The organism is Pseudomonas sp. PK-RTE-24 (assembly GCF_054052265.1).
This window is the reverse complement of sequence record NZ_CM133224.1, coordinates 840,223-865,251: the sequence shown is the minus strand read 5'-3', so window position 1 is coordinate 865,251 and position 25,029 is coordinate 840,223. Positions and strand designations below refer to the sequence as shown.

Genomic DNA, 25,029 nt, shown 5'->3' with positions numbered 1-25,029 from the left:
CGACGTACATCTGTATTTTTCCTAGAAGAACCGCGCGTCATGGGCGCGCAGGTTCTCACTGCGTGAGATTGCGTTATGGATGGTATTTTCCTGCAGCAACTGGTCAATGGCCTGACCCTCGGGTCGGTCTATGGCCTGATCGCCATCGGCTACACAATGGTCTACGGCATCATCGGCATGATCAACTTCGCCCACGGCGAGGTTTACATGATTTCCGCTTACCTGGCGGCAATCAGTCTGGCTCTGCTGGCTTACTTCGGTATCGAATCCTTCCCGCTGCTGATGCTCGGCACGCTGATCTTCACCATCGTCGTCACGGCGGTATATGGCTGGGTCATCGAGCGTGTTGCCTACAAACCCCTGCGTAACTCGACCCGCCTGGCGCCGCTGATCAGCGCTATCGGTATTTCGCTGATTTTGCAGAACTACGCACAGATCGCTCAGGGCGCCAAACAACAGGGCGTGCCTACGCTGCTGACCGGTGCCTGGCGTGTTGAAGTCGGCACCGGCTTCGTGCAACTGACCTACACCAAAGTCTTCATACTGATCGCCGCGTTTGTCGGCATGGGGCTGCTGACCTACATCATCAAATACACCAAGCTCGGCCGCATGTGCCGTGCGACCCAGCAAGACCGCAAGATGGCCTCGATCCTGGGGATCAACACCGACCGGGTGATTTCCTACGTGTTCATCATCGGTGCAGCCATGGCGGCACTGGCCGGTGTGCTGATCACAATGAACTACGGCACGTTCGACTTCTATGCCGGCTTCATCATCGGCATCAAGGCGTTCACCGCAGCGGTTCTGGGCGGCATCGGTTCACTGCCCGGCGCGATGCTCGGCGGGATCATCCTCGGCATCTCCGAGTCGCTGTTCTCCGGTCTGGTCAACTCCGACTACAAAGACGTGTTCAGTTTCTCGCTGCTCGTCCTCGTACTGGTCTTCCGGCCGCAGGGCCTGTTGGGCCGTCCTCTTGTGTCGAAGGTGTAAGCGATGTCTGCAACCACTGAAAAATCCATCGATATCAAAAAAAGTCTGGTCGAGGCGATTCTTGCCGGCCTGATTGCGCTGATCGTGTTCGGGCCGATTGTCGGCGTGGTCCTCGACGGCTACAGCTTCAACCTCGAAGCAACCCGTGTGGCGTGGATCATTGCCATCGTCATGGCCGGTCGCTTTGCCCTCAGCCTGTTCCTGCAGACCCCCAAAGGCTTGAAGATCCTCGACGGATTCGAGAGCACCGGTTCCGGTGTGCACGTGCTGCCGGCGGACTACAAATCGCGGCTGCGCTGGATCATCCCGCTGATCATTGTGCTGGCGATCATCGTGCCGTTTGTCTCCAACTCCTATCTGCTAGGGGTGGTCATCCTTGGTTTGATCTACGTGCTGCTGGGGCTGGGGCTGAACATTGTGGTCGGTCTGGCCGGGCTGCTCGATCTCGGTTACGTGGCGTTCTACGCCATCGGCGCCTACGGTCTGGCATTGGGTTATCAATATCTGGGTCTGGGTTTCTGGACCGTGCTGCCGCTGGCGGCGATCACCGCAGGCCTGGCTGGCTGCATTCTCGGTTTCCCGGTGTTGCGTCTGCACGGTGACTATCTGGCGATCGTGACCCTGGGTTTTGGTGAAATCATTCGTCTGGTGCTGAACAACTGGCTGTCGCTGACCGGCGGCCCGAACGGCATGCCGGCGCCACTGCCGACGTTCTTCGGTCTGGAGTTCGGCAAGCGGGCGAAGGATGGCGGGGTGCCGTTTCATGAGTTCTTCGGCCTGACCTACAACCCCGACGTGAAGTATTACTTCATCTACGCGGTGCTGTTCCTGGTGGTGCTGGCGGTGTTGTACGTCAAGCATCGGCTGGTGAAGATGCCGGTCGGTCGCGCCTGGGAAGCCCTGCGCGAAGATGAAATCGCCTGCCGCTCAATGGGCCTGAACCACGTACTGGTCAAGCTCTCGGCGTTCACCATCGGTGCGTCGACGGCGGGTCTGGCCGGGGTGTTCTTCGCCACTTATCAAGGCTTCGTCAACCCGACCTCGTTCACCTTCTTCGAGTCGGCGCTGATCCTCGCCATCGTCGTGCTCGGCGGCATGGGCTCGACCATCGGCGTGGTCATCGCCGCATTCGTGCTCACCGTCGCCCCGGAACTGCTGCGCGGCTTCGCTGAATACCGCGTGCTGCTGTTCGGCATCCTGATGGTGTTGATGATGATCTGGCGACCACGCGGGTTGATCCGCATCAGCCGCACCGGGGTCAAACCACGCAAAGGTGCCATTCACTACGAGAGGACTGCGCCATGAGTGAAGTCGTACTCTCTGTTGAAAAACTGATGATGCATTTCGGTGGCATCAAGGCTTTGAGCGATGTCAGCCTGAAGGTCAAACGCAATTCGATCTTCGCCCTGATCGGCCCCAACGGTGCTGGCAAGACCACGGTGTTCAACTGCCTGACCGGTTTCTACAAGGCCACGGGCGGCAAGATCGAACTCAATGTGCGCGGCCAGCAGACCAACGTCATCCAGTTGCTGGGCGAGTCGTTCAAACCGACCGATTTCGTTTCGCCGAAATCCTTCCTCAGCCGCATGTACTACAAAATGTTCGGCGGTACTCACCTGGTGAACCGTGCCGGTCTCGCCCGTACGTTCCAGAACATTCGCCTGTTCAAGGAAATGTCGGTGCTGGAAAACCTGCTGGTGGCGCAGCACATGTGGGTCAACCGCAACATGCTCGCCGGCATCCTCAACACCAAGGGCTATCGCAAGGCCGAGAGCGATGCGCTGGATGTCGCGTTCTACTGGCTCGAAGTGGTCGATCTGGTGGACTGCGCCAACCGTCTGGCCGGTGAGCTGTCCTACGGCCAACAACGGCGTCTGGAAATTGCCCGGGCCATGTGCACGCGGCCGCAGATCATCTGCCTCGACGAACCGGCCGCCGGCCTCAATCCTCAGGAAACCGAAGCGCTCAGCGCGATGATCCGGCTGCTGCGCGACGAGCACGATCTGACCGTGGTGCTGATCGAACACGACATGGGCATGGTTATGAGCATTTCCGACCACATCGTGGTGCTGGACCACGGCATCGTCATCGCTGAGGGCGGACCGGAAGCGATCCGTAACGATCCAAAAGTGATCGCGGCCTACCTGGGCGCCGATGAAGAGGAGCTGGTATGAGCCAACCGATCCTCGAACTGCGCAATCTGGACGTGTTCTACGGCCCGATTCAGGCGCTCAAAGGCGTTTCTCTGCAAATCAACGAAGGCGAGACCGTCAGCCTGATCGGCTCAAACGGCGCCGGCAAGTCGACCTTGCTGATGTCGATCTTCGGCCAGCCGAGAGCGGCGGGCGGGCAGATTCTCTATCAGGGCGTCGACATCACGCAGAAGTCCTCGCACTACATCGCCTCCAACGGTATCGCGCAGTCGCCGGAAGGGCGGCGGGTTTTCCCCGACATGACCGTCGAGGAAAACCTGCTGATGGGCACCATCCCGATTGGCGACAAGTACGCCAAAGAGGACATGCAGCGCATGTTCGAGCTGTTTCCACGGCTTGAAGAGCGACGCAATCAGCGGGCGATGACCATGTCTGGCGGTGAACAGCAGATGCTCGCCATCGCCCGTGCGCTGATGAGCCGGCCGAAGCTGTTGCTGCTCGATGAACCGAGCCTGGGTCTGGCGCCGATCGTGGTGAAGCAGATCTTCGCCACGCTGCGTGAGTTGGCAAAAACCGGGATGACGATTTTCCTCGTCGAGCAGAACGCCAACCATGCGCTGAAGCTGTCGGACCGGGCATATGTGATGGTCAACGGCGAAATCCGTCTGACCGGCACCGGCAAAGAGCTTTTGGTGAATGAGGAGGTGCGTAACGCCTATCTGGGCGGGCACTGATTCTTCTCGCGGTTGCACACAGCCCCGGCGACGAGAGTCCCGGGGCTTTTTTATTTTTTGGAATCCACCACAGGTAAATTGGCTAATTCCCGAAATTGTGGAAAACAAATTCCCCAAGCTGCCAAAGCGCGACATATAGACGCTGCAAATGGCTGTTTTTCCACAGTTTTGACTTGTCCCCGGTTACTGTGGAACTGGCTGTGAATAACGTGGGTGTATATGGTTGCAGGCCTTGTAATCCGGGGCCTCCAGGCTTGTGATTGTTTTTTGATCAGGCATTTTTGCTGGAGCGCGCGGCGTCGTTGTCAACCTTTTTCTGGGGGGCAGAGACATGGCAATTCCCTGTGCGCAAGCCTGTGGATAAGTCTGTGACTAAACTCTGGAAAGACCTCGCGGAGCGCCGTAATTGCTGGCCTCGCGCAATCACCCGGTGACACCGCCCGTCGTGCAAAATGCCCTGTCCCGCACATCCCCCGCATCACGGTCAAGCAAAAAACTTTCCATTTCGCCCGCAAAGCCTTGTGTGGCGCGGCTTTGCGCGTTTGCACTTGCCCCCGGAAACTGTGGAGCAGACTGTGGATAACATGCGTGCACATGGCTACAGGCCACGCTGGCTGTGGTCTTGGCAGGTCTGGTTGTTTTTTGTACAGCTGGCAAGTGTTGCCCGTATTCGCGAGGGCGGGCATGCTGCCTGCTGATTTTCTATTCCAAGGGCTGCCGTGGCGGCCGAAGCAAGGAGAACACGATGTCCGACACCCTGTTTATCACCGGCGCGACGTCCGGTTTTGGTGAAGCCTGTGCCCGGCGTTTTGCCGAGGCTGGCTGGAAGCTGGTCCTGACCGGCCGTCGTGAAGAACGCCTCAATGCCCTGTGCGCCGAACTGTCGAAGCAGACCGAAGTGCATGGTCTGGTTCTCGATGTGCGCGATCGCAAAGCGATGGAGGAGGCTATCGCCAACCTGCCGCCGTCGTTCGCCAAACTCCGTGGCCTGATCAACAACGCCGGCCTGGCGCTCGGCGTCGATCCGGCGCCCAAGTGCGATCTGGATGACTGGGACACCATGGTCGACACCAACGTCAAAGGCCTGATGTACGCCACTCGCCTGCTGCTGCCACGGCTGATTGCCCACGGCCGTGGCGCCGGTATCGTCAACCTCGGTTCCATCGCCGGTAACTACCCGTACCCGGGCAGCCACGTGTACGGCGCGAGCAAAGCCTTCGTCAAACAGTTCTCGCTGAACCTGCGTTGCGACCTGCAGGGTACTGGCGTGCGGGTCAGCAACATCGAACCCGGCCTGTGCGAAAGCGAGTTCTCGCTGGTACGTTTTGCCGGTGACCAGGAACGCTACAACGCCACTTACGCCGGCGCCGAGCCGATCCAGCCGCAGGACATCGCCGAGACGATTTTCTGGGTGATGAACACCCCGGCTCATATCAACATCAATAGCCTGGAGCTGATGCCGGTGAGCCAGACCTGGGCCGGGTTTGCCATCGAGCGTAACAAGGCTTGATACCGCGCTGAGGCCATTCGCGAGCAGGCTCGCTCCCACAGGAGAATGCATTCCAAGATGTGGGAGCGAGCCTGCTCGCGATAGCAATTGTTCGGTCAGCGAAGATACGCAGCCAAACCGTGGTAGCAAGTCGCCAAATGATAAGGCGTGGTCGAAGGCATGTCCTTGCGGCTGACCTCTCCATTCTCATCGCGACACTCATGCCAGCCGCCGGCATGCAGAAACCGCTGCTGCAACGCCTGCAACTGGCGCAGCACCACCGCTTCGCTGTCCGCCCGCAAGGTCAGCGCACGCAGGTATTCGGCTTGAGCCCAGATCCGTTGGGTGGAATCTCTGGGCCGACCATTGCTTTCCAGATCAAGCATCGCCCGCACCGCGCCGCAGGACTCCAGCACGCCATACTGCTCGGTAAAGGCAAACGCCCGATCCAATGCCCGGTGCAGTTTCGAGTCGCGCAACAGCGGCGAGGATTCAAGCAGGAAATACCATTCGAACTGGTGCCCCGGCTCGTACCAGTTATCCACAGCACCCAGCGGCTTCTCCATCAACACGCCGTATTGCGGATCGACGAACTGCTTGTGCATGGCTGTGCATAACTCAAGCAGGGCCTTCTGCGTTTGCGGGTCTTCGCGCACCGCCAGGGTGGCCAGAAAGGCTTCGGCCAGATGCATCAGTGGATTTTGCAGTGGCCCGGTTTGCAGGGTGAGCCAGTCACGCTCAAGGCAGGCTTCGTACAAACCGTCGCCGGTGGCGAATCGGCGGCCGATGATTTCCAGCGCGGCGTTCAATGTCGACTCGGCCAGCGAATCCCGGGACTTGTCCCAGTAATGCGCGCAGGCGAACAGGATGAAGGCGTGGGTGTAGAGATCCTTGCGCTGGTCCAGCGGCTTGCCCTGTGCGTCGATGCTGTAAAACCAGCCGCCATGCTCGGCATCATGGAAATGCCGTTGCAGGGAACGGAACAGCGCGGCGGCGCGGACTTCGGCGTTATCCACAATCCCGATCAGGCTGGAGAACAGATACAGCTGCCGTGCGCAGGCCATCGCCCGATAGCGCTGCACTGGCAGCGGTTGATGCGCGGCGTCCAGCGCCTCGTACGGCAACGCCATGTCGGCATTCCAGCCCGGGCCTTGCCACAGCGGCACGATCACGTCGAGGAAGTGCTGCTGCACTTGGCCAAACAGGGCGGTCAATTCGGGCAGGGCGGTGGAGCGGGAAGCGTGGGGCATGGGCGGGCGTCACGGGCTGGGGCGATTGCGCGACATGGTAGCAGAGAGGCAGCCTTTAAAGGTTTGGTGTCTGATCGGCCGTCATCGCTGGCAAGCCAGCTCCCACAAGGAAATTGAGTGTTCACACAATTGTGGACTTACCCAATAACCTGTGGGAGCTGGCTTGCCAGCGATGAGGCCGGCTCAGGCGATAGAGATTAGCCTGCGAGCAACCACACCCCAGTCGCCGCCGAAGCCGCACCCGCCAACCGCACCAGCGGCGCCGCTGCCTGCGGAAGAACTCGCACCACGCCATAACCGAGCGCATGCAAAACCGCTGTCGCCGCGACAAACCCGGCCGCATACGCCCACGGGCTGCTCATTTCCGGCAGCTCCAGCCCATGCGCCACGCCATGGAACAGCGCAAACAGCGCCGTCGCTGCCACCGCCATCACCAGCGGCGGACGCACGGCCAGTGCCACGGCCAGGCCCAGCGCCAATACCGAAGCAGCAATCCCGCTTTCCAGCGCCGGCAACTCCAGCCCTTCAAAACCGAGCAGGCCGCCCAGCAGCATGGTGCCGACAAACGCGCACGGCAGCGCCCAGCGCGCCGCGCCTTGTTGCTGCGCGGCCCACAAACCGACGGCGAGCATTGCCAGCAAGTGATCGAGACCGCCGATCGGGTGGCTGATGCCCGCGACGAGGCCGCTGTCGCCATGCCCCGGGTGAGCGAAGGCCAGTGCCGGTGTCAGCAGCAACGCCAGAGCGCCAAGAATGCGTTTGAGTGTCATGGATAAGCTTCCTTGTTGATAAGTGGATCAGGCGGCGGTCAGCAGGCCCTGGCGTTCGATGAAGGCGATGATTTCTTCAAGGCCCTGACCGGTTTTCTGGTTGCTGAAAACGAACGGCTTGCCGTTGCGCATGCGTTTGGTGTCGCTGTCCATCATTTCCAGCGAGGCGCCCACCAGTGGCGCGAGGTCGATCTTGTTGATCACCAGCAGGTCGGACTTGCAGATCCCCGGGCCGCCCTTGCGCGGCAGCTTGTCGCCGGCGGAGACGTCGATCACGTAGATGGTCAGGTCGGACAGCTCCGGGCTGAAGGTCGCCGAGAGGTTGTCGCCGCCGGATTCCACCAGAATCAGATCCAGCCCGGGAAAACGCCGGTTCAGTTGATCGACCGCCTCGAGGTTGATCGAGGCGTCTTCGCGGATCGCCGTGTGCGGGCAGCCGCCGGTTTCCACGCCGATGATCCGCTCCGGCGCGAGGGCTTCGTTGCGCACCAGGAAATCGGCGTCTTCGCGGGTGTAGATGTCGTTGGTGACCACGGCGAGGTTGTAACGCTCGCGCAGGGCCAGGCACAGGGCCAGGGTCAGCGCGGTTTTGCCGGAACCGACCGGGCCGCCGATGCCGACGCGCAGAGGTTGTGTATCCATTTCATTCTCCAAAATAAACAGCCCTAAGAGCGGAAGAGACGGCTGTACTGGCGCTCGTGGGCCATGCACGCCAGAGACAGGCCAAACGCGGCGCTGCCGATGTGTTCGGGGTTGAGGTGGGTCGCGTCGTGCTGCGCCTGTTGCAGCAGCGGCAGCAGTTCGCTGGTCAGGCGCTGCGCGGCTTGCTGGCCCAGCGGCAGGGTTTTCATCAGCACGGCGAGCTGGTTTTCCAGCCAGCTCCACAGCCACGCGGCAAGAGCGTCCTGCGGGGTGATGCCCCAGGCGCGTGCCGCCAGTGCCCAGCACAGGGCGAGATGCGGTTCTGTGGTCTGTTCAAGAAAGTCGCGGGCGGGCGCATCGAGTTCCGGCAAACCGTTCAACAACTGCTGCAGGGAGTAGCCCATCTGCCGGCTCTCCAGATGCAACTCGCGGGTTTCGCGACTGGCGCGGTGGCTCTCGCAGAGTTGTCGTAATTCGGCCCAGTTTTCATCTGCTGCGGCCTGGCAATGCGCCAACAGCAGCGGCGCTTCGAAGCGCGCGAGGTTGAGCAGCAGTTGATCGCTGATCCAGCGGCGGGCGCCGTCCGGGTTGTGGACCCGGCCATTATCCACCGCCATTTCCAGACCCTGGGAATAGCTGTAGCCGCCAATCGGCAATTGCGGACTGGCCAGACGCAGCAGCGCCCAGGCCGGATTCACAGGCGCACGCCGAACTGGTGGAGTTTCGGCGCGTAGTTGAAGTCTTCGTCGCCGTGGCGGGAATGATGATGGCCGCCGCCGTAAGCGCCGTGTTCCGGCTGGAACGGCGCTTCGATAGCCTCGACCTGCGCGCCGAGCTGTTCGAGCATCGCCTTGAGCACGTAATCGTCGAGCAGGCGCAGCCAGCCACCGCCGACTTGCAGGGCGACATGGCGGTTGCCGAGGTGATAGGCCGCGCGGGTCAGTTCGAACGCATTGGCGCAAGTGACATGGAGCAGTTGTTCAGGGCGGGCGCAGACGCGCACGACACGGCCGTCTTCAGCCTGCAGGCATTCGCCGTCATACAGCGGTGGCTGGCCGCGCTCCAAAAACAACCCGACGTCTTCGCCTTCGGCACTGAAACAGCGCAAACGGCTTTTGCTGCGCGCTTCGAAGGTCAGGTGCAGCTCGGCGGCCCAGACGGGTTGAGGGTCGATTCTGCGATGAATCACCAGCATCGGAAAGCTTCCAGCAATGAACGTTGAATGGGCTAGAGCAAGCGCCGCGCCAATCGGGTGATCTGTAGGAAATAGCTGTCGGCGCTTGCCTGATCTTTCAACAGGCGCGGCGATTCTGGAAGGTTTTGGTGCATGAAGGATTTGTCATGCACCAATTCGATGCCGTGACGGATGTTCAATGTGGGAGCGAGCCTGCTTGCGAATGCGCCGTGTCAGACAGATGTATTCAGCTGACCCAGCGCTTTCGCGAGCAGGCTCGCTCCCACAGAGGCTTTGCGCTGTGTCAGATAGAGAAGGGGATTACTCGGTACTGCCCAGCCCTTGCCAGTGCTTGAGGCCGATAAAGATGAAGCGCAGTTGCTGGGTGATCTTCGCCTGCGGCGTCAGATGCTCCGGCAAGGCCTCGGCGGGCGGGTCGATGATGTCGGGGAGGGTGGCGAACACCGATTTGACGATCAGGTCGGCGATCACGCTCAGACCGGCGATGTCCAGATGTTGCAGCTTGGGCATCAGCGCCAGGTCCGCCGCGAGGTCGGCGCTGATGTTCTCCCGCAGGCGTCCGATCGCCTGGCGTACCGGCAGCGAGCCGCCATATTGTTCGCGGGCGAGAAACAGGAATTGCGAGCGGTTGGCGTTGACCACATCAAGGAAGATGCGCACCGAAGCGTCGATGATGCCGCCCATGACGAATTCGTTGTGCCGCACCAGGCGGATGGTTTCGCGGAAGGTCTGGCCGACTTCGCTGACCAGTACCAGACCCAACTCGTCCATATCGGCAAAGTGCCGGTAGAAACCGGTGGGCACGATGCCGGCGGTCTTGCTCACTTCGCGCAGGCTCAGGCTGCCGAATCCTCGGCCGCTTTCCATCAGGTGGCGGGCAGCGTCCATCAGGGCGTTGCGGGTCTGTTGTTTCTGTTCGGCGCGGGGCAGCATCGCAGGGTGTGTTCTTCGGCAGGACAAGCGCCGCACTCTAGCAAATCGGCTTTGTCGGCGTCGAACGGGGAGTCATGCAGCGAGGGATTCACAGAAGCTGAAAAGTCAAAAGCCCAATCCGCTGATTGGGCTTTTTCGCTGGGCCGTCATAGGCTCAGCTCACGGCGCTGTTGCGTTCGATTACACGATCACCACCACCTTCGGCGAGGGCTTGACCTTGGGGAGTCTTGTCGTAGCCATCTTCCACCAGACCTTTTTCTTCGAGACGATTGCGGCCGTTTTCAGCCAGGGTCTGGCCCTGTGGGGTTTTGTCATAGCCGTCTTCAGCCAGAGTCTGACCTTGAGGGGTCTTGTCATAGCCGTCTTCAGCCAGAGTCTGGCCTTGTGGGGTTTTGTCGTAGCCGTCTTCAGCGAGCGTCTGGCTGAACACCGAGTGGCTGTCTTTGACTTGCGGAGTGGCCTGATCGGCAGCGGGCAGGGCAAAAGCAGTGCTGGCTAGCATCGACAGGGTAAGGCTGAGCAGTAATTGGCGTTTCATGATAGTGGCTCCTTGGGAGGGCGATAAAGTGGGTACGAGGGCAATGCTACTCTCGATATGTCGATATAAAAGTTCATAAACGCAATGGTAATAATCAACAGAATTGATTGTTCGGCGCGAAGGCTCTAGATCGGGCCTTTGCGGGCGACGGTTTTGCACCGTCGTGGGTATTTTCGACTCACTCGTGCCTCGCAAAAGTGCGGGTCGCGGTAACACTGCTCGACCGATCGGTCAGTTTTGCTGCGCTTTTTATGGCTTAAACTGCCTTTCGATTAAACCTGCGGGCCTTTCGCCAGTCACAGACTGCATAGGGGCCGCTTAGGTCTGCCGTTTCAGCTGTGCGTCGGGTAATCGGCGTGCGGTCGTGATCAGGAGCTTTGTGCATGACGCGCACTGGAAAAATCTTCAGCTGGACCTTCGCCATCCTCGTGCTGCTGCTGGCAGCCTTGATTCTGATCATCGTGTTCTTCGACTGGAACCGGATCAAACCGACCATCAATGCCAAAGTCTCGGAAGAACTGCACCGGGCGTTTGCCATCAATGGCAACCTCGCGGTGATCTGGCAGCGCGAGCCGGAAGAGGGCGGCTGGCGCTCTTGGGTGCCTTGGCCGCACGTGGTCGCCGAGGATCTGAGCCTGGGTAATCCTGACTGGTCGAAGCAGCCGCAGATGGTCACGCTCAAACGCGTTGAACTGCGCATTTCGCCGCTGGCCCTGCTGGCCCAGCGCGTGGTGATTCCGCGCATCGACCTGACCGAGCCGAATGCCGAGCTGCAACGTCTGGCCGATGGCCGCGCCAACTGGACGTTCAAATTCGATCCCAAGGACCCGAACGCCGAGCCTTCGAGCTGGGTGGTCGACATCGGCGCGATCGGTTTCGACAAGGGCCACGTGACCCTCGACGATCAGACCCTGAAAACCAATCTCGATGTGTTGATCGACCCGCTCGGCAAGCCGATTCCATTCAGCGAGATCGTCGGCGACAAAGCGGCGAAAACTGCTCAGGACAAGGGCGGCGCACCGCAGGATTACGCCTTTGCGCTCAAGGTCAAAGGCCAGTACCACGGGCAGAACCTCACCGGGCAGGGCAAGATCGGCGGGTTGCTGGCGTTGCAGGACGCGAGCAAGCCGTTCCCGTTGCAGGCCCAAGCGAAGATCGGCGACACCCGTATCGAACTGGCCGGCACCTTGACTGACCCGCTGAATCTCGGCGCCCTTGATCTGCGCCTGAAGCTCGCTGGCGACAGCCTCGGCAATCTTTACCCGCTGACCGGCGTGACCCTGCCGGACACGCCACCGTATTCCACCGACGGCCACCTGATCGCCAGGCTGCATGACGAAGCCGGGGCGAAATTCACTTATGAAAAATTCAACGGCAAGATCGGCGACAGCGACATCCACGGCGACCTGACCTACGTGGCCAGCCAGCCACGGCCGAAACTCAGCGGTGCGCTGCTCTCCAATCAACTGCTGTTTGCCGACCTCGCGCCACTGATCGGCGCCGACTCCAACACCGAGCAAAAGGCCCGTGGCGGCGCGAGCAAGCAACCGGCGGACAAAGTCTTGCCGGTCGAAGAATTCAAAACCGATCGCTGGCGGGCCATGGACGCCGATGTCGAGTTCACCGGCAAACGCATCGTCCACAGCGAGAAGCTGCCGTTCAACGACCTCTATACCCATCTGAAACTCAACGACGGCGAGCTCAGCCTGGAACCGCTGCGCTTTGGTGTCGCCGGCGGCACGCTGGATGCGCTGATTCGCCTCAATGGCCGCACCGAGCCGCTGGAAGGACGCGCGCGTTTGACCGCACGCAAATTCAAACTCAAAGAGTTGTTCCCGACCTTCGAGCCGATGAAGACCAGTTTCGGTGAGCTCAATGGCGATGCCGACATCAGTGGCCGGGGCAACTCCGTGGCCAAGCTGCTCGGTGGTGCCAACGGCAATCTGAAGATGCTGATCAACGACGGTGCAATCAGCCGTGAGTTGATGGAGCTGGCCGGGCTCAACGTCGGTAACTACGTGGTCGGCAAGATCTTTGGCGACAAGGAAGTGAAGATCAATTGCGCGGCGGCGGACTTCGACATCAAGACCGGCCTGGCGACCACACGGCTGTTTGTCTTCGATACCGAGAACGCAATCATCTACATCGATGGCACGGCGAACATGGCCACCGAACAACTCGATCTGACCGTGACCCCGGAATCCAAAGGCTGGCGTCTGATCTCGCTGCGCTCGCCGCTGTATGTGCGCGGCAAGTTCATCAAACCGGATGCCGGCGTCAAAGCCGTACCGTTGATGCTGCGCGGGGCGGGGATGGTTGCGCTGGGCGTGATTGCCGCACCGGCGGCGGGACTGCTGGCGCTGGTGGCGCCGAGCGGGGGCGAGCCGAATCAGTGCGCGCCGTTGCTCGAGCAGATGAAGCAGGGCAAGGCGCCGGTAACCGTTAAACCCAGCAAGTAATGCGGCGTCTCTGAGGGCGCCTTCGCGAGCAGGCTCGCTCCCACATTCGAACGCGTTTCTTCAATCGAAATACGTTCCAGTGTGGGAGCGAGCCTGCTCGCGAAAGCGGTGTGACGGGATTATAGGTCGTTGAGGATATCCGCCATGTCGTCGGCGTGTTCTTCTTCCTGGGCGAGGATGTCTTCGAAGATGCGGCGGGTGGTCGGGTCTTTGTCACCGATGTACTGGATGATTTCGCGATAGCTGTCGATAGCAATGCGCTCGGCCACCAGATCTTCGTAAACCATTTCCTTGAGCGTGTTGCCAGCCACATATTGCGCGTGGGACATCTTGCTCAGCAGGTCAGGGTTGAACTCAGGCTCACCGCCCAGTTGCACGATCCGCTCGGCGAGGCGATCGGCGTGCTCGGCTTCCTGGTTGGCGTGTTCGAGGAATTCGTCGGCGGCGACATTGGCTTTCAAGCCGTTGGCCATGAAGTAGTGGCGCTTGTAGCGCAAGGTGCACACCAGCTCGGTGGCCAGCGACTCATTGAGCAAACGCAGTATTTCTTCACGGTTGGCGTTGTAGCCCTCGGTGACCGCGCCGTTTTCCACGTGTTGCCGCGCGCGCTCGCGCAGGGTTTGAACATCAGACAAATGCACGTCACTCATTTCATTCTCCTGGAGGCTAATCCGATAGGCGCCACGTTCTGAAGACGCGGTCGCTACCCAGGTTGTGAGTCTTGAGCTAAGCGAAAAGTTTTATGCGATTTACGCCGGACGCGCTGCAGGAACTGCTGAAGACTGCGATGTCGGGAGAGTCAGTCCGGTTTCGGTGGAGCGGATCGTGGCGGGCTGAAGTAGGCTCATCGTTCAGTTGTCATCGTCACGTTGGATGCTTGGCGGGCGTCTTGCAGGTCTGGCATCCACTCACCGCGCACAAGGATGTAACCCATGTCGACACGTTATCCATTGGTGCTGGTGCCGGGCATGCTCGGCTTTGTCCGGCTGGTGCTTTACCCGTATTGGTTCGGCATCATCAAGGCCTTGCGCCGTGGTGGTGCGACGGTGGTCGCGGTGCAGGTTTCGCCGCTCAACTCTACTGAAGTGCGCGGCGAGCAGTTGCTGGCGCGGATCGAGGAAATCCTGCGCGAGAGCGGGGCGCAAAAGGTCAATCTGTTCGGCCACAGCCATGGCGCGTTGACCGCACGGTATGCGGCGGCGAAGCGCCCGGATCTGGTGGCCTCGGTAACATCGGTCGCCGGGCCGAATCATGGTTCCGAGCTGGCTGATTATCTGGAAAAGCACTACCCCGGTAGCAGTGCCAAGGGCCGCTTGCTCGAAGCGTTGCTGCGCTTGATCGGCTGGGTCATGGCATTGCTCGACACGGGTTACCACGGGCCGAAACTGCCGGTGGATATTCACGCTTCTCACCAATCGCTGACGACGGCGGGCGTCGCATTATTCAATCAGCGTTATCCACAAGGGCTGCCGGAAGTCTGGGGCGGCCAGGGGCCGGAAGAGGTCAACGGTGTTCGTTATTACTCCTGGTCAGGGACGCTGCAACCGGGCAAGACTGATCGTGGCGGCAATCTTTTTGACGGCACCAACCGCAGTTGTCGCTTGTTTGCCAAGACCTTCGTCCGCGAGCCGGGGCAGTGCGATGGCATGGTCGGCCGTTACAGCTCGCATCTGGGCACGGTGATCGGTGATGACTATCCGCTGGATCATTTCGACATCGTCAATCAGTCGCTGGGACTGGTGGGCAAGGGCGCGGATCCGGTAAGGCTGTTTGTCGAGCATGCGGCGCGGCTGGAGGCTGCAGGGTTATAGCCAAACAGACCGCGTCATCGTTCTTCGCGAGCAGGCTCGCTCCCACAGGTGTCTGCATTTCAATGTGGGAGCGAGCCTGCTCGCGAAGGGGTCTTATCAGGCAACGCTGACCCGGCGGCCCAACACGGTGGTCCAGCGCTCCGACAAAACCACCCCACCCAAGGTCAGCAACCCGCCCACCAGGTGATACATCGCCAACTGTTCCTTCAGCACCAGCGCTGCGATCAATGCGGTAATCAGCGGCAGCAGATTGAAGAACAACGTCGTCCGGCTCGGTCCCAACCGCTGCACCGCTTGCATCCACGCCAGCGGCGCGACCATCGAAGCCAGCAGGCATGCATAGAGCACCAGCGGCACGTTCTGCAGATTCAAACCGGTCTTCGGCGAAACAGCGAACAACGGAAACAACACCACAATCGCCACCAGCACCTGCAAGTACAGCAGGACCAGCGGCGGCAGGCGCAGTTGCCACTTTTTCAGCAGCGTGCTGTAAACCGCGTAGGCCAGCGTGGCGATCAGCATCATCGCATCGCCCAGATTGACCCCGTGTTGCAGCAGCGCTCCGAGGCTGCCGGATGACACCACCACCAGCACGCCAGCGAACGACAGCACCGCACCGACCAGCGCACCAGCGGTCAGGCGCTGGCCGAGGCTGATGATCGCCATGGCCAGCGACATCAATGGCATCAACGACAGGATGATGCCCATGTTGGTCGCGGTGGTCAGTGTTGCAGCGAAATAGGCGAGGCTCTGATACACCGCCATGCCGAGCACGCCGAGGACGAAAATCCGCCCCAGGTTCGGCCGAATCTGCGGCCAGTGCGCGATGACTTTCTTCAGCATGAATGGCGTGAACAGCACGCCGGCCAGCAGCCAGCGATAGAAACCGATCTCGGCGGGGAAGATCGCGCCGACCGCCAGTTTGTTGATCACGGTGTTGCCGGCCCAGATGAAAATCGCCAGCAGGGGAAACGCGTATTGCATGGGACAAAACCAGAACGTTGATGAAGCGCGATTATCGCCTGTCTGGATGCAGGCCTATACTGCGATCCAGACAACCTGCCTCTGCATCCGGACAGCATGAACAGCAAACACATCGATCTGCTCGATTTCAGCGAACTGCCGTCAGCGGTGTATTTCCGCTACGCCGATTTCAATGCCCACGAATATGCCGCGCCACACCGGCATCCTTGGGGCACGCTGGAATACGCGGCCCATGGCGTGCTGCACATGGATGTCGACGGCAGCCGCTTCATGTCGCCGCCGCAGTACGCGGTGTGGGTGCCGCCCGAGGTCGAGCACAGTTTCTACAGCCATCAACCGGTCAACTACCGCGCGGTGTGTCTTGATCCAAGCGTTTGCACACGGTTGCCGGCGCGGGCCTGCACCTTGGCGATCAGTGACATTCTCAAGGCGATTCTCAAGGACTTCGCCGCCCGCGATGTGAAGATCCCCGAGCATGAAGCCGATCAGCGTCTGGCCCAGGTACTGGTCGATCAACTGCAACAGGCACCGGTGCAGGAATGTTATCTGCCGTACGCGAGCAGCCCGGGCTTGCTGACGATTCTCGACGCCTTGCAGGCCGCGCCGGGTGACAACCAACCGTTGGCGCATTGGGCCGCGCAAGTGCATGTCAGCGAGCGCACTCTGGCGCGGCAGTTCGTTCGTGAGCTGGGCATGAGTTTTGGCGAGTGGCGTCAGCGCTTGCGTTATCTGGCGGCGATCGAGGCGCTTGAGACCTCGCGTTCGGTGCAGGAAATCGCTTTCGACCTCGGCTACAGCAGCGGCTCGGCATTCATCGCCATGTTCGCCCGTCAGGCGGGTTGTACGCCGGAGCAGTATCGGCGCAGCCACCTCGAGGGCAGGAAGGTGTAACAAGCTTTGACTACACTGCGACAGAGGCCGCATCCATCGGTGCGGCAACAAGGAGAAAACTCCATGAAGATGTTGCGTGTGCCGTTGTTGATGATCGGGCTGCTTGTGTGTTCCCAGGGTTTCGCCGCCACGGCGCAACAGAACAAGATGACCACCTGCAATGCCGATGCGACCGCCAAGAGTTTGAAGGGCGATGAGCGCAAGGCGTTCATGAGCACCTGCCTGAAAGCGGCACCAGCGGCCAACGATGGCAAGGAGCTGACCCCGCAGCAGCAGAAGATGACCACCTGCAATGCCGATGCGAAAACCAAGGCGCTGACCGGCGATGCGCGCAAGGCGTTCATGAGTGAGTGTCTGAAGAAAAAATAAGCGGGCGCCATGGGTGTCCGATTGACTCGGTCGGCTTGAGATTTTCCCTCACCCTAACCCTCTCCCGGAGGGAGAGGGGACCGACCGCATTGATGCCGACAGGAACTGGGGTCTGAAATACCGGGTCGATTGCGGATTCGGCACTGCACGTTCAGGTCGGAAAATTTTTCGAGCAACCCCCAATCGGTCCCCTCTCCCTCTGGGAGAGGGCTAGGGTGAGGGGGAAATTCGCAAGCCTTGCACGAAAATCCGAAACCCCGCATATCCCTAGTGCTAACCCAGGATCGCTGGCAGACTGCCCATCCTTTCACGCCGTTCGTTTTGAGGCTGTATGCCAACGTTTTCTCAGCGTCATGTTGTGTTCTGGGTCAGTTGCATCATCATTTTTGGCGGTTTGCTGCTGGTGCTGCCGCTGCGCCTGTTGCCCAGCCTGCTGGCCGGGTTGCTGGTGTTCGAGCTGGTCAACATGCTCACCCCGCAACTGCAACGGCTGATCGAAGGGCGGCGTGCCCGCTGGTTGGCGGTGGCGCTGCTCGGCACGCTGGTAGTAAGTGCGCTGGCGCTGATTTTCGCCGGGGCTATCAGTTTCCTCCTGCATGAAGCGGAAAACCCCGGCGCTTCACTCGACAAATTCATGGGCGTAGTCGATCGCGCGCGCGGGCAGTTGCCGCCGTTCATCGATGCCTACCTGCCGGCGAGTGCAGCGGAATTTCGCGTGGCGATCGGCGAGTGGGCGAGCAAGCATCTGGCCGACCTGCAACTGGTCGGCAAGGACGCCGCGCACATGTTCGTCACCCTGCTGATCGGCATGGTGCTCGGCGCGATCATCGCCCTGCAGCGCATCCCCGACGTGACCAAGCGCAAGCCGCTGGCCGCCGCTTTGTTCGACCGTTTGCATCTGCTGGTGCAGGCGTTTCGCAATATCGTCTTCGCGCAGATCAAGATTTCCCTGCTCAACACCGTGTTCACCGGGATCTTCCTCGCGGTGATCCTGCCGATGTTCGGCATCAAGCTGCCGCTGACCAAAACCCTGATCGTGCTGACCTTCCTGCTCGGCCTGCTGCCGGTGATCGGCAACCTGATGTCGAACACGCTGATCACCATCGTCGGTCTGTCGCTGTCGATCTGGGTGGCGATCGCCGCGCTGGGCTATCTGATCGTTATCCACAAGCTCGAATACTTCCTCAACGCGCGCATCGTCGGCGGGCAGATCAGTGCCAAGTCGTGGGAGTTGCTCCTGGCGATGCTGGTGTTCGAAGCCGCGTTCGGTTTGCCGGGAGTGGTGGCGGGGCCGATTTATTACGCGTATCTGAAGAGTGAGCTGAAGCTGGGCGGGATGGTCTAAGGCCAAGCAACTGAATTGAATGCATCTGTGGCGAGGGGATTTATCCCCGATGGCCTGCGCAGCAGGCCCCTGCTTTCATAAATCGGGGGCCGCTTCGCGACCCAACGGGGATAAATCCCCTCGCCACAAAGGCTCTTCGCCACAGATTGTGATCAGGCCATCGAACCGTAACGCTTCATCGCTTCAATCGCCAAACCGCTACCAATGCTGCCAAAGATGTTGCCTTCGACATGCCGCGCGTTCGGCAACATCGCCGAGACGCTGTTACGCAGGGCCGGGATGCCGCTCGAACCACCAGTGAAGAACACCGTGTCGACCTGATCGACCGCCACGCCGGCATCATTGAGCAATTGCGTAACGCTGCCGCGCACGCGCTCGAGCAAGGCTTCGATCGCCGATTCGAACAGCGCGCGGCTCAGCTCGACGCTCAGCCCGGCTTCGATGCGGTCCAGCGGCACGTGGCGGCTGTCGGCGTGGGTCAGCTGGATCTTGGTTTCTTCCACTTCCATCGCCAGCCAGTGCCCGGCGCGCTGTTCGATCAGCTTGAACAGGCGATCGATGCCGCCGGTGTCTTCGATGTCGTAACGCATGCTGCCCAGTGCCAGCGTGGATTTCTGCGAGTACACCGAGTTGATCGTGTGCCAGGTCGCCAGGTTCATGTGGTGGCTGGTTGGCATGTACGCGCCGCTCTTCATGCGGCTGCCGTAGCCGAACAGCGGCATCAGGCCTTGCAGGCTGAGCTGTTTGTCGAAGTCGGTACCACCGATGTGCACACCGCCGGTGGCGAGGATATCATCGTGACGGTTGTCGACACCGCGACGCTCGGGCGACAGGCGCACCAGCGAGAAGTCGGAGGTACCACCGCCGATGTCGACGATCAGTACCAGCTCTTCTTTCTCGATGGTCGACTCGTAGTCGAACGCTGCCGCGATCGGCTCGTACTGGAACGACACGTCCTTGAAGCCGATTTTGCGCGCCACTTCGACCAGGGTGTCTTCGGCCTCCTGGTCAGCCAGCGGATCGTCGTCGACGAAGAACACCGGGCGACCCAGCACCACTTGCTCGAATTCCCGACCGGCGGCGGTTTCGGCGCGGCTCTTGAGCTGGCCGATGAACAGCCCGAGCAGATCCTTGAACGGCATCGCCGTGCCGAGGACGCTGGTGTCGTGCTTGATCAGCTTGGAGCCGAGCAGGCTTTTCAACGAGCGCATCAGCCGGCCTTCGTAGCCTTCCAGATACTCGTGCAGGGCCAGGCGACCGTAGACCGGGCGACGTTCCTCGATGTTGAAGAAGACCACCGACGGCAGGGTGATCTTGTCGTCTTCCAGCGCGATCATGGTGTCCATGCCGGGGCGCAGCCAGCCGACGGTGGAGTTGGACGTGCCGAAGTCGATGCCGCAGGCACGGGCTGGAGAGGCGTCTTTCATGTCTTTCGGTTTCCGGTCAAAAAAACGGCCGCGCAGTGTATGTCAGTGCGCGGCAGATTCGAAGGCCGGTCATCCGCTATTTCGCCACCTGACAGTTGAAAACCACCGCATCGCCCCAAACTTGCTGGCATGGGCCGGCAGACACACCGGCGGTCGCAAGAACCGTCGTCCACTGCCGATAAACTTCTGCGGCGCCACCCGGTCACAAACTTGAGATCGGTCAACCCGGCACGTGCCAATCGGCGCATGCTGGTCTCGGCGCGAAATCGATAACGGATGGTGATCCTTCCATGGACTTCAAAGACTATTACAAGATACTCGGCGTGGAGCCGACAGCCGACGACAAGGCCATCAAGGCGGCCTATCGCAAGCTGGCGCGCAAATACCACCCCGACGTCAGCAAGGAAAAAGACGCCGAGGCCAAGTTCAAGGATGCCTCGGAAGCCTATGAAGCGCTGAAAAGCGCCGACAAGCGCGCCGAATACGACGAACTGCGCCGTTATGGCCAGCACGGTCAGCCGTTTCAGGGCCCACCGGGCTGGCAGAGCCGTGGCGGCTTCGGTGGCGGCGGTGGCGACACGGGCGACTTCTCGGACTTCTTCAGTTCGATCTTCGGCAATCGCGGCCCCGGTTTCGGTGGCGCCGAGAGCCGCCAATCACGCGGACGTCGAGGGCAAGACGTGGAAATGGAACTGCCGATCTTCCTCGAAGAAACCCTGTCGAACGAATCGAAGAAAGTCACCTTTCAGGTGCCGCAATACAACGCGCACGGCCAGCATGTCAGCAACACCAGCAAGAGCCTGAACGTGAAGATTCCGGCCGGCGTGACCGATGGCGAGCGAATTCGCCTGAAGGGCCAGGGCGCACCGGGCATCGGTGGCGGGGCGAATGGCGACCTGTACCTGACCATTCGTTTTGCGCCGCACCCGAAATTCGATGTCGAAGGCGAAAACCTGATCATCACCTTGCCCCTGGCTCCGTGGGAATTGGCATTGGGCACTGAAGTGGCCGTGCCGACCCTGACCGGCAAGATCAACCTCAAGGTCCCGGCCGGCAGCCAGAATGGCCAGCGCATGCGCGCCAAGGGCCATGGCCTGCTGAACAAGGCCGGCGAACGCGGTTATCTGTTCGTGCAGCTCAAGGCCGTGATGCCCAAAGCCTCCGACGATGAGGTCAAGGCGCTGTGGCAGGAACTGGCGAAGAAAGCCGCCTTCAATCCGCGAGAGAACTTCTGAACCCGACGACGGAGTAGCCCATCATGAGCAGCCCCCTGATCGTTCAACTGGACCTGGCAGAATTCTGTGAGGCGGCCGATTTGTCGGACGTCTACGTGATCGAAATCGTCGAGCACGGCATCCTCGAACCTCAGGGCGCGCAGCCCCGGGAATGGCGCTTCACCGATTACGAATTGGCCTTGGCCAAGCGTGCGGCGAAGCTGCGCCGTGATCTGGAACTGGAGTGGGAAGGCGTGGCGCTGGCGCTGGATCTGCTGGACGAGGTGAAGCAGTTGCGTGCCGAGAACCGCATGTTGCGCCAGCGTTTGGGGCGGTTGGTGGTCGAATGAATTGTTTGAGGCCGTGAGGTCCTAGCAGGCCTCATCGCGTGCCGGCCCCCGCCTGATTAATGTTTGCGGGTGTTTCGTCCGGTATGAACCGGCAGGATGGTCTGATAGTTTTCCGGGCACATGTTGGCAATGGATGCCGACGGTCGTAGCGCCAGCCAGACTGGCCAGCGCTGCGCAATCTTTGCAAGGAAGCCTGTCAATGCCAGTCAGACCCAAGCCGCCCAAGCCGGGTGCAGTCGATATCAACGCCCCTGGGCGCACATCCCGGGATCCCGCCGCGCACGGGATCGAGTCGTCGCACCTGACCCCCGGTCCGTTCATTCGCAAGACCCCGCCCGATGCCAGTGAGCCCGGCAGCAACACGCAGCAAATGGAAACTGCAGTTGCCCCGCACAGCGTGCACGTCGACCCGACGCCGTCTACATCTGGTCCCGTCCCGAAGCTTAAAACCTCGGCTCTGGAGCGTTACCTGATTGCCTCGACAGCCCCTCTACCGCAAGCGGACGTTGACGGGTTTCGCGTATTCAAAGGACGCCAATACGCGGACCTGCAGGGCGGTGGTACGGTGCTGATCGGCGTCGATGCCGAGACCGGTCTGCATCGGGCCAGATTGTCCAGCGAGCTGCAGCCGTCCGGCCCTGTGCTTGCCTACGATCCGTTGACCAAGCACTGGTACGCGCTTGAAGAGTCCGGCGCATCGCCGGACGCTGCCGCTGTCCCGGGTAAAAGCCGCAGGGTGGCGCGCCAGAGTGATGAAGACTATGAGTCTGCCGTTGAGGAGCTGCCCGACGATGGCGGTGCAACGCAGGAATACTTCTATCTGGCGTCCGAGTCGATGCCCGTCAAACCCTTCACCGCTGAGGAATTGCGTGCAATGCGCAGCGAAACACGGTTTTCGTTCCTCACCAATCGGCCCGGGGTCTACGACCGTGCCAATAACGGCAAATACCCTTTCCGGGACATGGCCGGCCGGCCTGTCAGGATAAAGAAGCTCCAGACCCTTGCGCGTTTCGAAGACGGCAGCCGTTATACCTCCGAGCAGATCAAGCCTTACATCAAGTTTGGCGCCTACGAGCATGTCGCGCGGTTGTATGAAGAAAAGCTGCAATGGCGATTGTTCACCGAGGCCGACATGACGGTGCCCGGAGAGCGGGCCTTGGTCGGCCAGTCAATGGTGGTCGCCAACCGGCGCATCACCCGAGGCGAGGTGGTCGGTGTCTATGCTGGCGCGATCATGCCGGGACGTCTTGTGCCGCTGCCCCAGCAGTCATACACCATGAAGGTCGGCGTCCGTTATCAACCAGGGCCTGGATATTTGATCCCCTACGAATTCGCGCTGGTCGGTGACACGATTATTTCCCGGATCAACACGCGCTTTTGGTATGACGCAACGGGCAAGCCGGTTCGTCAGGCTACGGAGGGTTACAACGTCGAGTTCGTACCGTTCGATGTCGAAGCGCAACAGTGGATAGGCAAGGAATTGGTCACCCGGGACTTCATTCTCAACGCCATCTTCGCTACCGAAGACATTCCGGCGGGAACCGAGTTACGCATCGATTACAACTACAGCGATGCGGACATCGCGAAACTGTTCGCGTGATTGCCTGAGCGATCGCGACTGAATACGGACCTGCGCGTCCGTATTCAGCGCACGCTTTCATCAGAACAGAAAATAGCGCTGCGCCATCGGCAGCGTTTCCGCCGGTTCGCACCACAGCAACACGCCATCGGCCTTGACCTGATAGGTCTGTGGATCGACATCGATGTTCGGCAGATAGTCGTTGTGGATCAGGTCGGTTTTCTGCACGTCGCGGCAGCCCTTCACCACAGCGATCTGCTTCTTCAATCCCAAGGCTTCTGGCAATCCGGCCTCCTGCGCCGCCTGGCTGATAAAGGTCAGGCTGGTGGCGTGCAGTGAGCCGCCGTAGCTGGCGAACATCGGGCGGTAATGCACCGGTTGCGGTGTTGGAATCGAAGCGTTGGCGTCGCCCATCAGGCTGGCGGCAATCGCGCCGCCCTTGAGAATCAGCGTCGGCTTCACACCAAAGAACGCCGGGCGCCAGAGCACCAGATCGGCCCACTTGCCGACTTCGATCGAGCCGACTTCATGGCTGATGCCATGGGTGATCGCCGGGTTGATCGTGTACTTGGCGATGTAACGCTTGGCGCGGAAGTTGTCGTTGTTTGCGCCGTCCTGTGGCAGCGGGCCGCGCTGTTTTTTCATCTTGTCGGCGGTCTGCCAGGTGCGCGTGATGACTTCGCCGACACGGCCCATGGCCTGACTGTCGGAGCTGATCATCGAGAACGCGCCGAGGTCGTGGAGGATGTCTTCGGCGGCAATGGTTTCGCGGCGGATCCGGCTTTCGGCGAAGGCGACGTCTTCGGCAATGCTCGGGTCGAGGTGATGGCAGACCATCAGCATGTCGAGGTGTTCGTCGATGGTGTTGCGGGTGAACGGCCGGGTCGGGTTGGTCGAGCTTGGCAGCACGTTGGCAAAGCCGCAGGCCTTGATGATGTCTGGCGCGTGGCCGCCACCGGCACCTTCGGTGTGATAGGTGTGGATGGTGCGGCCCTTGAACGCGCCAAGGGTGGTTTCGACGAAGCCGGATTCGTTGAGGGTATCGGTGTGGATCGCCACCTGCACATCGTACTGGTCGGCGACGTTGAGGCAGTTGTCGATGCTCGCCGGAGTGGTGCCCCAGTCCTCGTGCAGCTTGAGACCGATGGCACCGGCCTTGACCTGTTCGATCAACGGCTCCGGCAGGCTGGCGTTGCCCTTGCCGGTCAGGCCGATGTTCATCGGGAAAGCATCGGCGGCCTGGAGCATGCGCGCCAGATGCCACGGGCCGGAGGTGCAGGTGGTGGCGTTGGTGCCGGTGGCAGGCCCGGTGCCGCCGCCGATCATGGTGGTGACGCCGCTCATCAGCGCTTCTTCGATCTGCTGCGGGCAGATGAAGTGGATATGCGTGTCGATGCCGCCAGCGGTGAGGATCATGCCTTCGCCGGCAATCACCTCGGTGCCGGCGCCGATGGCGATGGTCACATTGGGCTGCACGTCAGGGTTGCCGGCCTTGCCGATCGCGGTGATGCGCCCGTCCTTGAGGCCGACGTCGGCCTTGACGATGCCCCAGTGGTCGATGATCAGTGCGTTGGTGATCAGCGTGTCGACCACTTCGGCGGCGAGCAATTGGCTCTGGCCCTGGCCGTCGCGGATGACTTTGCCGCCACCGAATTTCACTTCTTCGCCGTAGGTGGTGAAGTCCTTTTCGACTTCGATCCACAGCTCGGTGTCGGCCAGGCGCACCTTGTCGCCGACGGTGGGGCCGAACATGTCGGCGTAGGCTTGTCTGGAGATTTTCATGGGCATGCCTTGAGATTCAATTGGGTCTGAAATCGCTCGCATTACTCGCTTTCGCGAGCAGGCTCGCTCCCACATTTGATCGCGTTCTCATGTGGGAGCGAGCCTGCTCGCGAAGGGGCCAGAG

24 protein-coding genes are annotated in these 25,029 nt (G+C 60.8%); 13 read left to right on the top strand and 11 right to left on the bottom strand.

Annotated elements, in window-relative coordinates:
- The first annotated feature begins 75 nt into the window (after window positions 1-75).
- The 5 genes from ACV8MC_RS03860 (at window position 76) to ACV8MC_RS03840 (ending at window position 5,387) form a co-directional block, all read left to right on the top strand.
- The gene (locus tag ACV8MC_RS03860) at window positions 76-990 is read left to right on the top strand and encodes an ABC transporter permease subunit (protein WP_041480712.1); all 915 of its coding nucleotides are present in this window, start codon (window positions 76-78) and stop codon (window positions 988-990) included.
- 3 nt (window positions 991-993) lie between these two features.
- Entirely contained in the window at window positions 994-2,295 is a 1,302-nt protein-coding gene (livM, locus tag ACV8MC_RS03855) for a high-affinity branched-chain amino acid ABC transporter permease LivM (RefSeq protein WP_024011385.1), read from the top strand.
- Window positions 2,292-3,164 carry an ABC transporter ATP-binding protein gene (locus ACV8MC_RS03850; protein WP_016771916.1) on the top strand — a complete coding sequence of 291 codons (873 nt, stop codon included), beginning with the start codon at window positions 2,292-2,294 and terminating at the stop codon, window positions 3,162-3,164. Before livM ends, ACV8MC_RS03850 begins: the two co-directional genes overlap by 4 nt.
- Entirely contained in the window at window positions 3,161-3,877 is a 717-nt protein-coding gene (locus ACV8MC_RS03845) for an ABC transporter ATP-binding protein (protein ID WP_016771915.1), read from the top strand. Before ACV8MC_RS03850 ends, ACV8MC_RS03845 begins: the two co-directional genes overlap by 4 nt.
- 745 nt (window positions 3,878-4,622) lie before the next feature.
- Window positions 4,623-5,387: an SDR family oxidoreductase gene (locus tag ACV8MC_RS03840; RefSeq protein WP_016771914.1), complete on the top strand. Its 765-nt coding sequence runs from the start codon at window positions 4,623-4,625 to the stop codon at window positions 5,385-5,387.
- A 95-nt stretch (window positions 5,388-5,482) separates the two neighbouring features.
- Here ACV8MC_RS03840 and ACV8MC_RS03835 read toward each other — a convergent pair whose 3' ends face one another.
- From ACV8MC_RS03835 to ACV8MC_RS03805, 7 genes are all read right to left on the bottom strand, one after another.
- Window positions 5,483-6,616, bottom strand: a complete 1,134-nt coding sequence (locus tag ACV8MC_RS03835) for an AGE family epimerase/isomerase (RefSeq protein ID WP_457264517.1) — start codon at window positions 6,614-6,616, stop codon at window positions 5,483-5,485.
- 197 nt (window positions 6,617-6,813) lie between these two features.
- Window positions 6,814-7,386 carry a HupE/UreJ family protein gene (locus tag ACV8MC_RS03830; protein WP_236169789.1) on the bottom strand — a complete coding sequence of 191 codons (573 nt, stop codon included), beginning with the start codon at window positions 7,384-7,386 and terminating at the stop codon, window positions 6,814-6,816.
- 27 nt (window positions 7,387-7,413) lie between these two features.
- On the bottom strand, window positions 7,414-8,028 hold the full coding sequence (gene ureG / locus ACV8MC_RS03825) for an urease accessory protein UreG (protein WP_016771910.1): 615 nt from the start codon (window positions 8,026-8,028) through the stop codon (window positions 7,414-7,416).
- A 23-nt stretch (window positions 8,029-8,051) separates the two neighbouring features.
- Complete coding sequence (locus tag ACV8MC_RS03820; protein WP_150638248.1) at window positions 8,052-8,726, bottom strand: urease accessory protein UreF; 675 nt, start codon at window positions 8,724-8,726, stop codon at window positions 8,052-8,054.
- Window positions 8,723-9,223: an urease accessory protein UreE gene (gene ureE / locus ACV8MC_RS03815; protein WP_056787607.1), complete on the bottom strand. Its 501-nt coding sequence runs from the start codon at window positions 9,221-9,223 to the stop codon at window positions 8,723-8,725. Before ureE ends, ACV8MC_RS03820 begins: the two co-directional genes overlap by 4 nt.
- Window positions 9,224-9,523: 300 nt before the next feature.
- Window positions 9,524-10,156, bottom strand: a complete 633-nt coding sequence (locus ACV8MC_RS03810) for a TetR family transcriptional regulator (protein ID WP_056787610.1) — start codon at window positions 10,154-10,156, stop codon at window positions 9,524-9,526.
- A 154-nt stretch (window positions 10,157-10,310) separates the two neighbouring features.
- Entirely contained in the window at window positions 10,311-10,694 is a 384-nt protein-coding gene (locus ACV8MC_RS03805; RefSeq protein WP_041480705.1) for a hypothetical protein, read from the bottom strand.
- Between the two features lie 383 nt (window positions 10,695-11,077).
- Here ACV8MC_RS03805 and ACV8MC_RS03800 point away from each other — a divergent pair, with 383 nt between their 5' ends.
- Window positions 11,078-13,153 carry an AsmA family protein gene (locus tag ACV8MC_RS03800; protein WP_236169790.1) on the top strand — a complete coding sequence of 692 codons (2,076 nt, stop codon included), beginning with the start codon at window positions 11,078-11,080 and terminating at the stop codon, window positions 13,151-13,153.
- 119 nt (window positions 13,154-13,272) lie between these two features.
- Here the strand turns inward: ACV8MC_RS03800 and ACV8MC_RS03795 are convergent, their stop codons facing one another.
- Window positions 13,273-13,803, bottom strand: coding sequence for a ferritin-like domain-containing protein (locus ACV8MC_RS03795; protein ID WP_016771904.1), 531 nt, complete (start codon window positions 13,801-13,803; stop codon window positions 13,273-13,275).
- A gap of 282 nt (window positions 13,804-14,085) precedes the next feature.
- Between ACV8MC_RS03795 and ACV8MC_RS03790 the strand changes: the two genes are divergently transcribed.
- Window positions 14,086-14,964: an esterase/lipase family protein gene (locus ACV8MC_RS03790; RefSeq protein ID WP_236169791.1), complete on the top strand. Its 879-nt coding sequence runs from the start codon at window positions 14,086-14,088 to the stop codon at window positions 14,962-14,964.
- Between the two features lie 96 nt (window positions 14,965-15,060).
- Here ACV8MC_RS03790 and ACV8MC_RS03785 read toward each other — a convergent pair whose 3' ends face one another.
- On the bottom strand, window positions 15,061-15,948 hold the full coding sequence (locus tag ACV8MC_RS03785; protein ID WP_236169792.1) for a DMT family transporter: 888 nt from the start codon (window positions 15,946-15,948) through the stop codon (window positions 15,061-15,063).
- A 96-nt stretch (window positions 15,949-16,044) separates the two neighbouring features.
- Here ACV8MC_RS03785 and ACV8MC_RS03780 point away from each other — a divergent pair, with 96 nt between their 5' ends.
- The 3 genes from ACV8MC_RS03780 to ACV8MC_RS03770 all read left to right on the top strand — a co-directional run bounded on the left by ACV8MC_RS03780 (window position 16,045) and on the right by ACV8MC_RS03770 (window position 18,553).
- Entirely contained in the window at window positions 16,045-16,839 is a 795-nt protein-coding gene (locus ACV8MC_RS03780) for an AraC family transcriptional regulator (protein ID WP_016771901.1), read from the top strand.
- 63 nt (window positions 16,840-16,902) lie between these two features.
- A complete protein-coding gene (locus ACV8MC_RS03775; RefSeq protein ID WP_016771900.1) occupies window positions 16,903-17,208 on the top strand; it encodes a PsiF family protein in 306 nt (101 codons plus the stop codon).
- A gap of 331 nt (window positions 17,209-17,539) precedes the next feature.
- Window positions 17,540-18,553, top strand: coding sequence for an AI-2E family transporter (locus ACV8MC_RS03770; protein WP_016771899.1), 1,014 nt, complete (start codon window positions 17,540-17,542; stop codon window positions 18,551-18,553).
- Window positions 18,554-18,705: 152 nt separating this feature from the next.
- On the opposite strand, the gene ACV8MC_RS03765 is transcribed toward ACV8MC_RS03770, so the two are convergent.
- Entirely contained in the window at window positions 18,706-19,980 is a 1,275-nt protein-coding gene (locus ACV8MC_RS03765; protein ID WP_130929365.1) for an Hsp70 family protein, read from the bottom strand.
- Between the two features lie 290 nt (window positions 19,981-20,270).
- Here ACV8MC_RS03765 and ACV8MC_RS03760 point away from each other — a divergent pair, with 290 nt between their 5' ends.
- The 3 genes from ACV8MC_RS03760 to ACV8MC_RS03750 all read left to right on the top strand — a co-directional run bounded on the left by ACV8MC_RS03760 (window position 20,271) and on the right by ACV8MC_RS03750 (window position 23,144).
- Complete coding sequence (locus ACV8MC_RS03760; RefSeq protein ID WP_236169793.1) at window positions 20,271-21,215, top strand: DnaJ C-terminal domain-containing protein; 945 nt, start codon at window positions 20,271-20,273, stop codon at window positions 21,213-21,215.
- A 23-nt stretch (window positions 21,216-21,238) separates the two neighbouring features.
- Window positions 21,239-21,544, top strand: coding sequence for a chaperone modulator CbpM (locus ACV8MC_RS03755; RefSeq protein ID WP_016771896.1), 306 nt, complete (start codon window positions 21,239-21,241; stop codon window positions 21,542-21,544).
- 199 nt (window positions 21,545-21,743) lie between these two features.
- Window positions 21,744-23,144, top strand: a complete 1,401-nt coding sequence (locus ACV8MC_RS03750; RefSeq protein ID WP_236169794.1) for a hypothetical protein — start codon at window positions 21,744-21,746, stop codon at window positions 23,142-23,144.
- A 60-nt stretch (window positions 23,145-23,204) separates the two neighbouring features.
- Here ACV8MC_RS03750 and ureC read toward each other — a convergent pair whose 3' ends face one another.
- The gene (gene ureC, locus ACV8MC_RS03745; RefSeq protein WP_236169795.1) at window positions 23,205-24,905 is read right to left on the bottom strand and encodes an urease subunit alpha; all 1,701 of its coding nucleotides are present in this window, start codon (window positions 24,903-24,905) and stop codon (window positions 23,205-23,207) included.
- Between the last annotated feature and the right edge of the window lie 124 nt (window positions 24,906-25,029).

Bases quoted from the DNA above. Each gene is read 5' to 3' on its own strand.
- ACV8MC_RS03860 (WP_041480712.1), top strand. From the start codon at position 76: ATGGATGGTATTTTCCTGCAGCAACTGGTCAATGGCCTGACCCTCGGG.
- livM (WP_024011385.1), top strand. From the start codon at position 994: ATGTCTGCAACCACTGAAAAATCCATCGATATCAAAAAAAGTCTGGTC.
- ACV8MC_RS03850 (WP_016771916.1), top strand. From the start codon at position 2,292: ATGAGTGAAGTCGTACTCTCTGTTGAAAAACTGATGATGCATTTCGGT.
- ACV8MC_RS03845 (WP_016771915.1), top strand. From the start codon at position 3,161: ATGAGCCAACCGATCCTCGAACTGCGCAATCTGGACGTGTTCTACGGC.
- ACV8MC_RS03840 (WP_016771914.1), top strand. From the start codon at position 4,623: ATGTCCGACACCCTGTTTATCACCGGCGCGACGTCCGGTTTTGGTGAA.
- ACV8MC_RS03835 (WP_457264517.1), bottom strand. From the start codon at position 6,616: ATGCCCCACGCTTCCCGCTCCACCGCCCTGCCCGAATTGACCGCCCTG.
- ACV8MC_RS03830 (WP_236169789.1), bottom strand. From the start codon at position 7,386: ATGACACTCAAACGCATTCTTGGCGCTCTGGCGTTGCTGCTGACACCG.
- ureG (WP_016771910.1), bottom strand. From the start codon at position 8,028: ATGGATACACAACCTCTGCGCGTCGGCATCGGCGGCCCGGTCGGTTCC.
- ureE (WP_056787607.1), bottom strand. From the start codon at position 9,223: ATGCTGGTGATTCATCGCAGAATCGACCCTCAACCCGTCTGGGCCGCC.
- ACV8MC_RS03810 (WP_056787610.1), bottom strand. From the start codon at position 10,156: ATGCTGCCCCGCGCCGAACAGAAACAACAGACCCGCAACGCCCTGATG.
- ACV8MC_RS03805 (WP_041480705.1), bottom strand. From the start codon at position 10,694: ATGAAACGCCAATTACTGCTCAGCCTTACCCTGTCGATGCTAGCCAGC.
- ACV8MC_RS03800 (WP_236169790.1), top strand. From the start codon at position 11,078: ATGACGCGCACTGGAAAAATCTTCAGCTGGACCTTCGCCATCCTCGTG.
- ACV8MC_RS03795 (WP_016771904.1), bottom strand. From the start codon at position 13,803: ATGAGTGACGTGCATTTGTCTGATGTTCAAACCCTGCGCGAGCGCGCG.
- ACV8MC_RS03790 (WP_236169791.1), top strand. From the start codon at position 14,086: ATGTCGACACGTTATCCATTGGTGCTGGTGCCGGGCATGCTCGGCTTT.
- ACV8MC_RS03785 (WP_236169792.1), bottom strand. From the start codon at position 15,948: ATGCAATACGCGTTTCCCCTGCTGGCGATTTTCATCTGGGCCGGCAAC.
- ACV8MC_RS03780 (WP_016771901.1), top strand. From the start codon at position 16,045: ATGAACAGCAAACACATCGATCTGCTCGATTTCAGCGAACTGCCGTCA.
- ACV8MC_RS03775 (WP_016771900.1), top strand. From the start codon at position 16,903: ATGAAGATGTTGCGTGTGCCGTTGTTGATGATCGGGCTGCTTGTGTGT.
- ACV8MC_RS03770 (WP_016771899.1), top strand. From the start codon at position 17,540: ATGCCAACGTTTTCTCAGCGTCATGTTGTGTTCTGGGTCAGTTGCATC.
- ACV8MC_RS03765 (WP_130929365.1), bottom strand. From the start codon at position 19,980: ATGAAAGACGCCTCTCCAGCCCGTGCCTGCGGCATCGACTTCGGCACG.
- ACV8MC_RS03760 (WP_236169793.1), top strand. From the start codon at position 20,271: ATGGACTTCAAAGACTATTACAAGATACTCGGCGTGGAGCCGACAGCC.
- ACV8MC_RS03755 (WP_016771896.1), top strand. From the start codon at position 21,239: ATGAGCAGCCCCCTGATCGTTCAACTGGACCTGGCAGAATTCTGTGAG.
- ACV8MC_RS03750 (WP_236169794.1), top strand. From the start codon at position 21,744: ATGCCAGTCAGACCCAAGCCGCCCAAGCCGGGTGCAGTCGATATCAAC.
- ureC (WP_236169795.1), bottom strand. From the start codon at position 24,905: ATGAAAATCTCCAGACAAGCCTACGCCGACATGTTCGGCCCCACCGTC.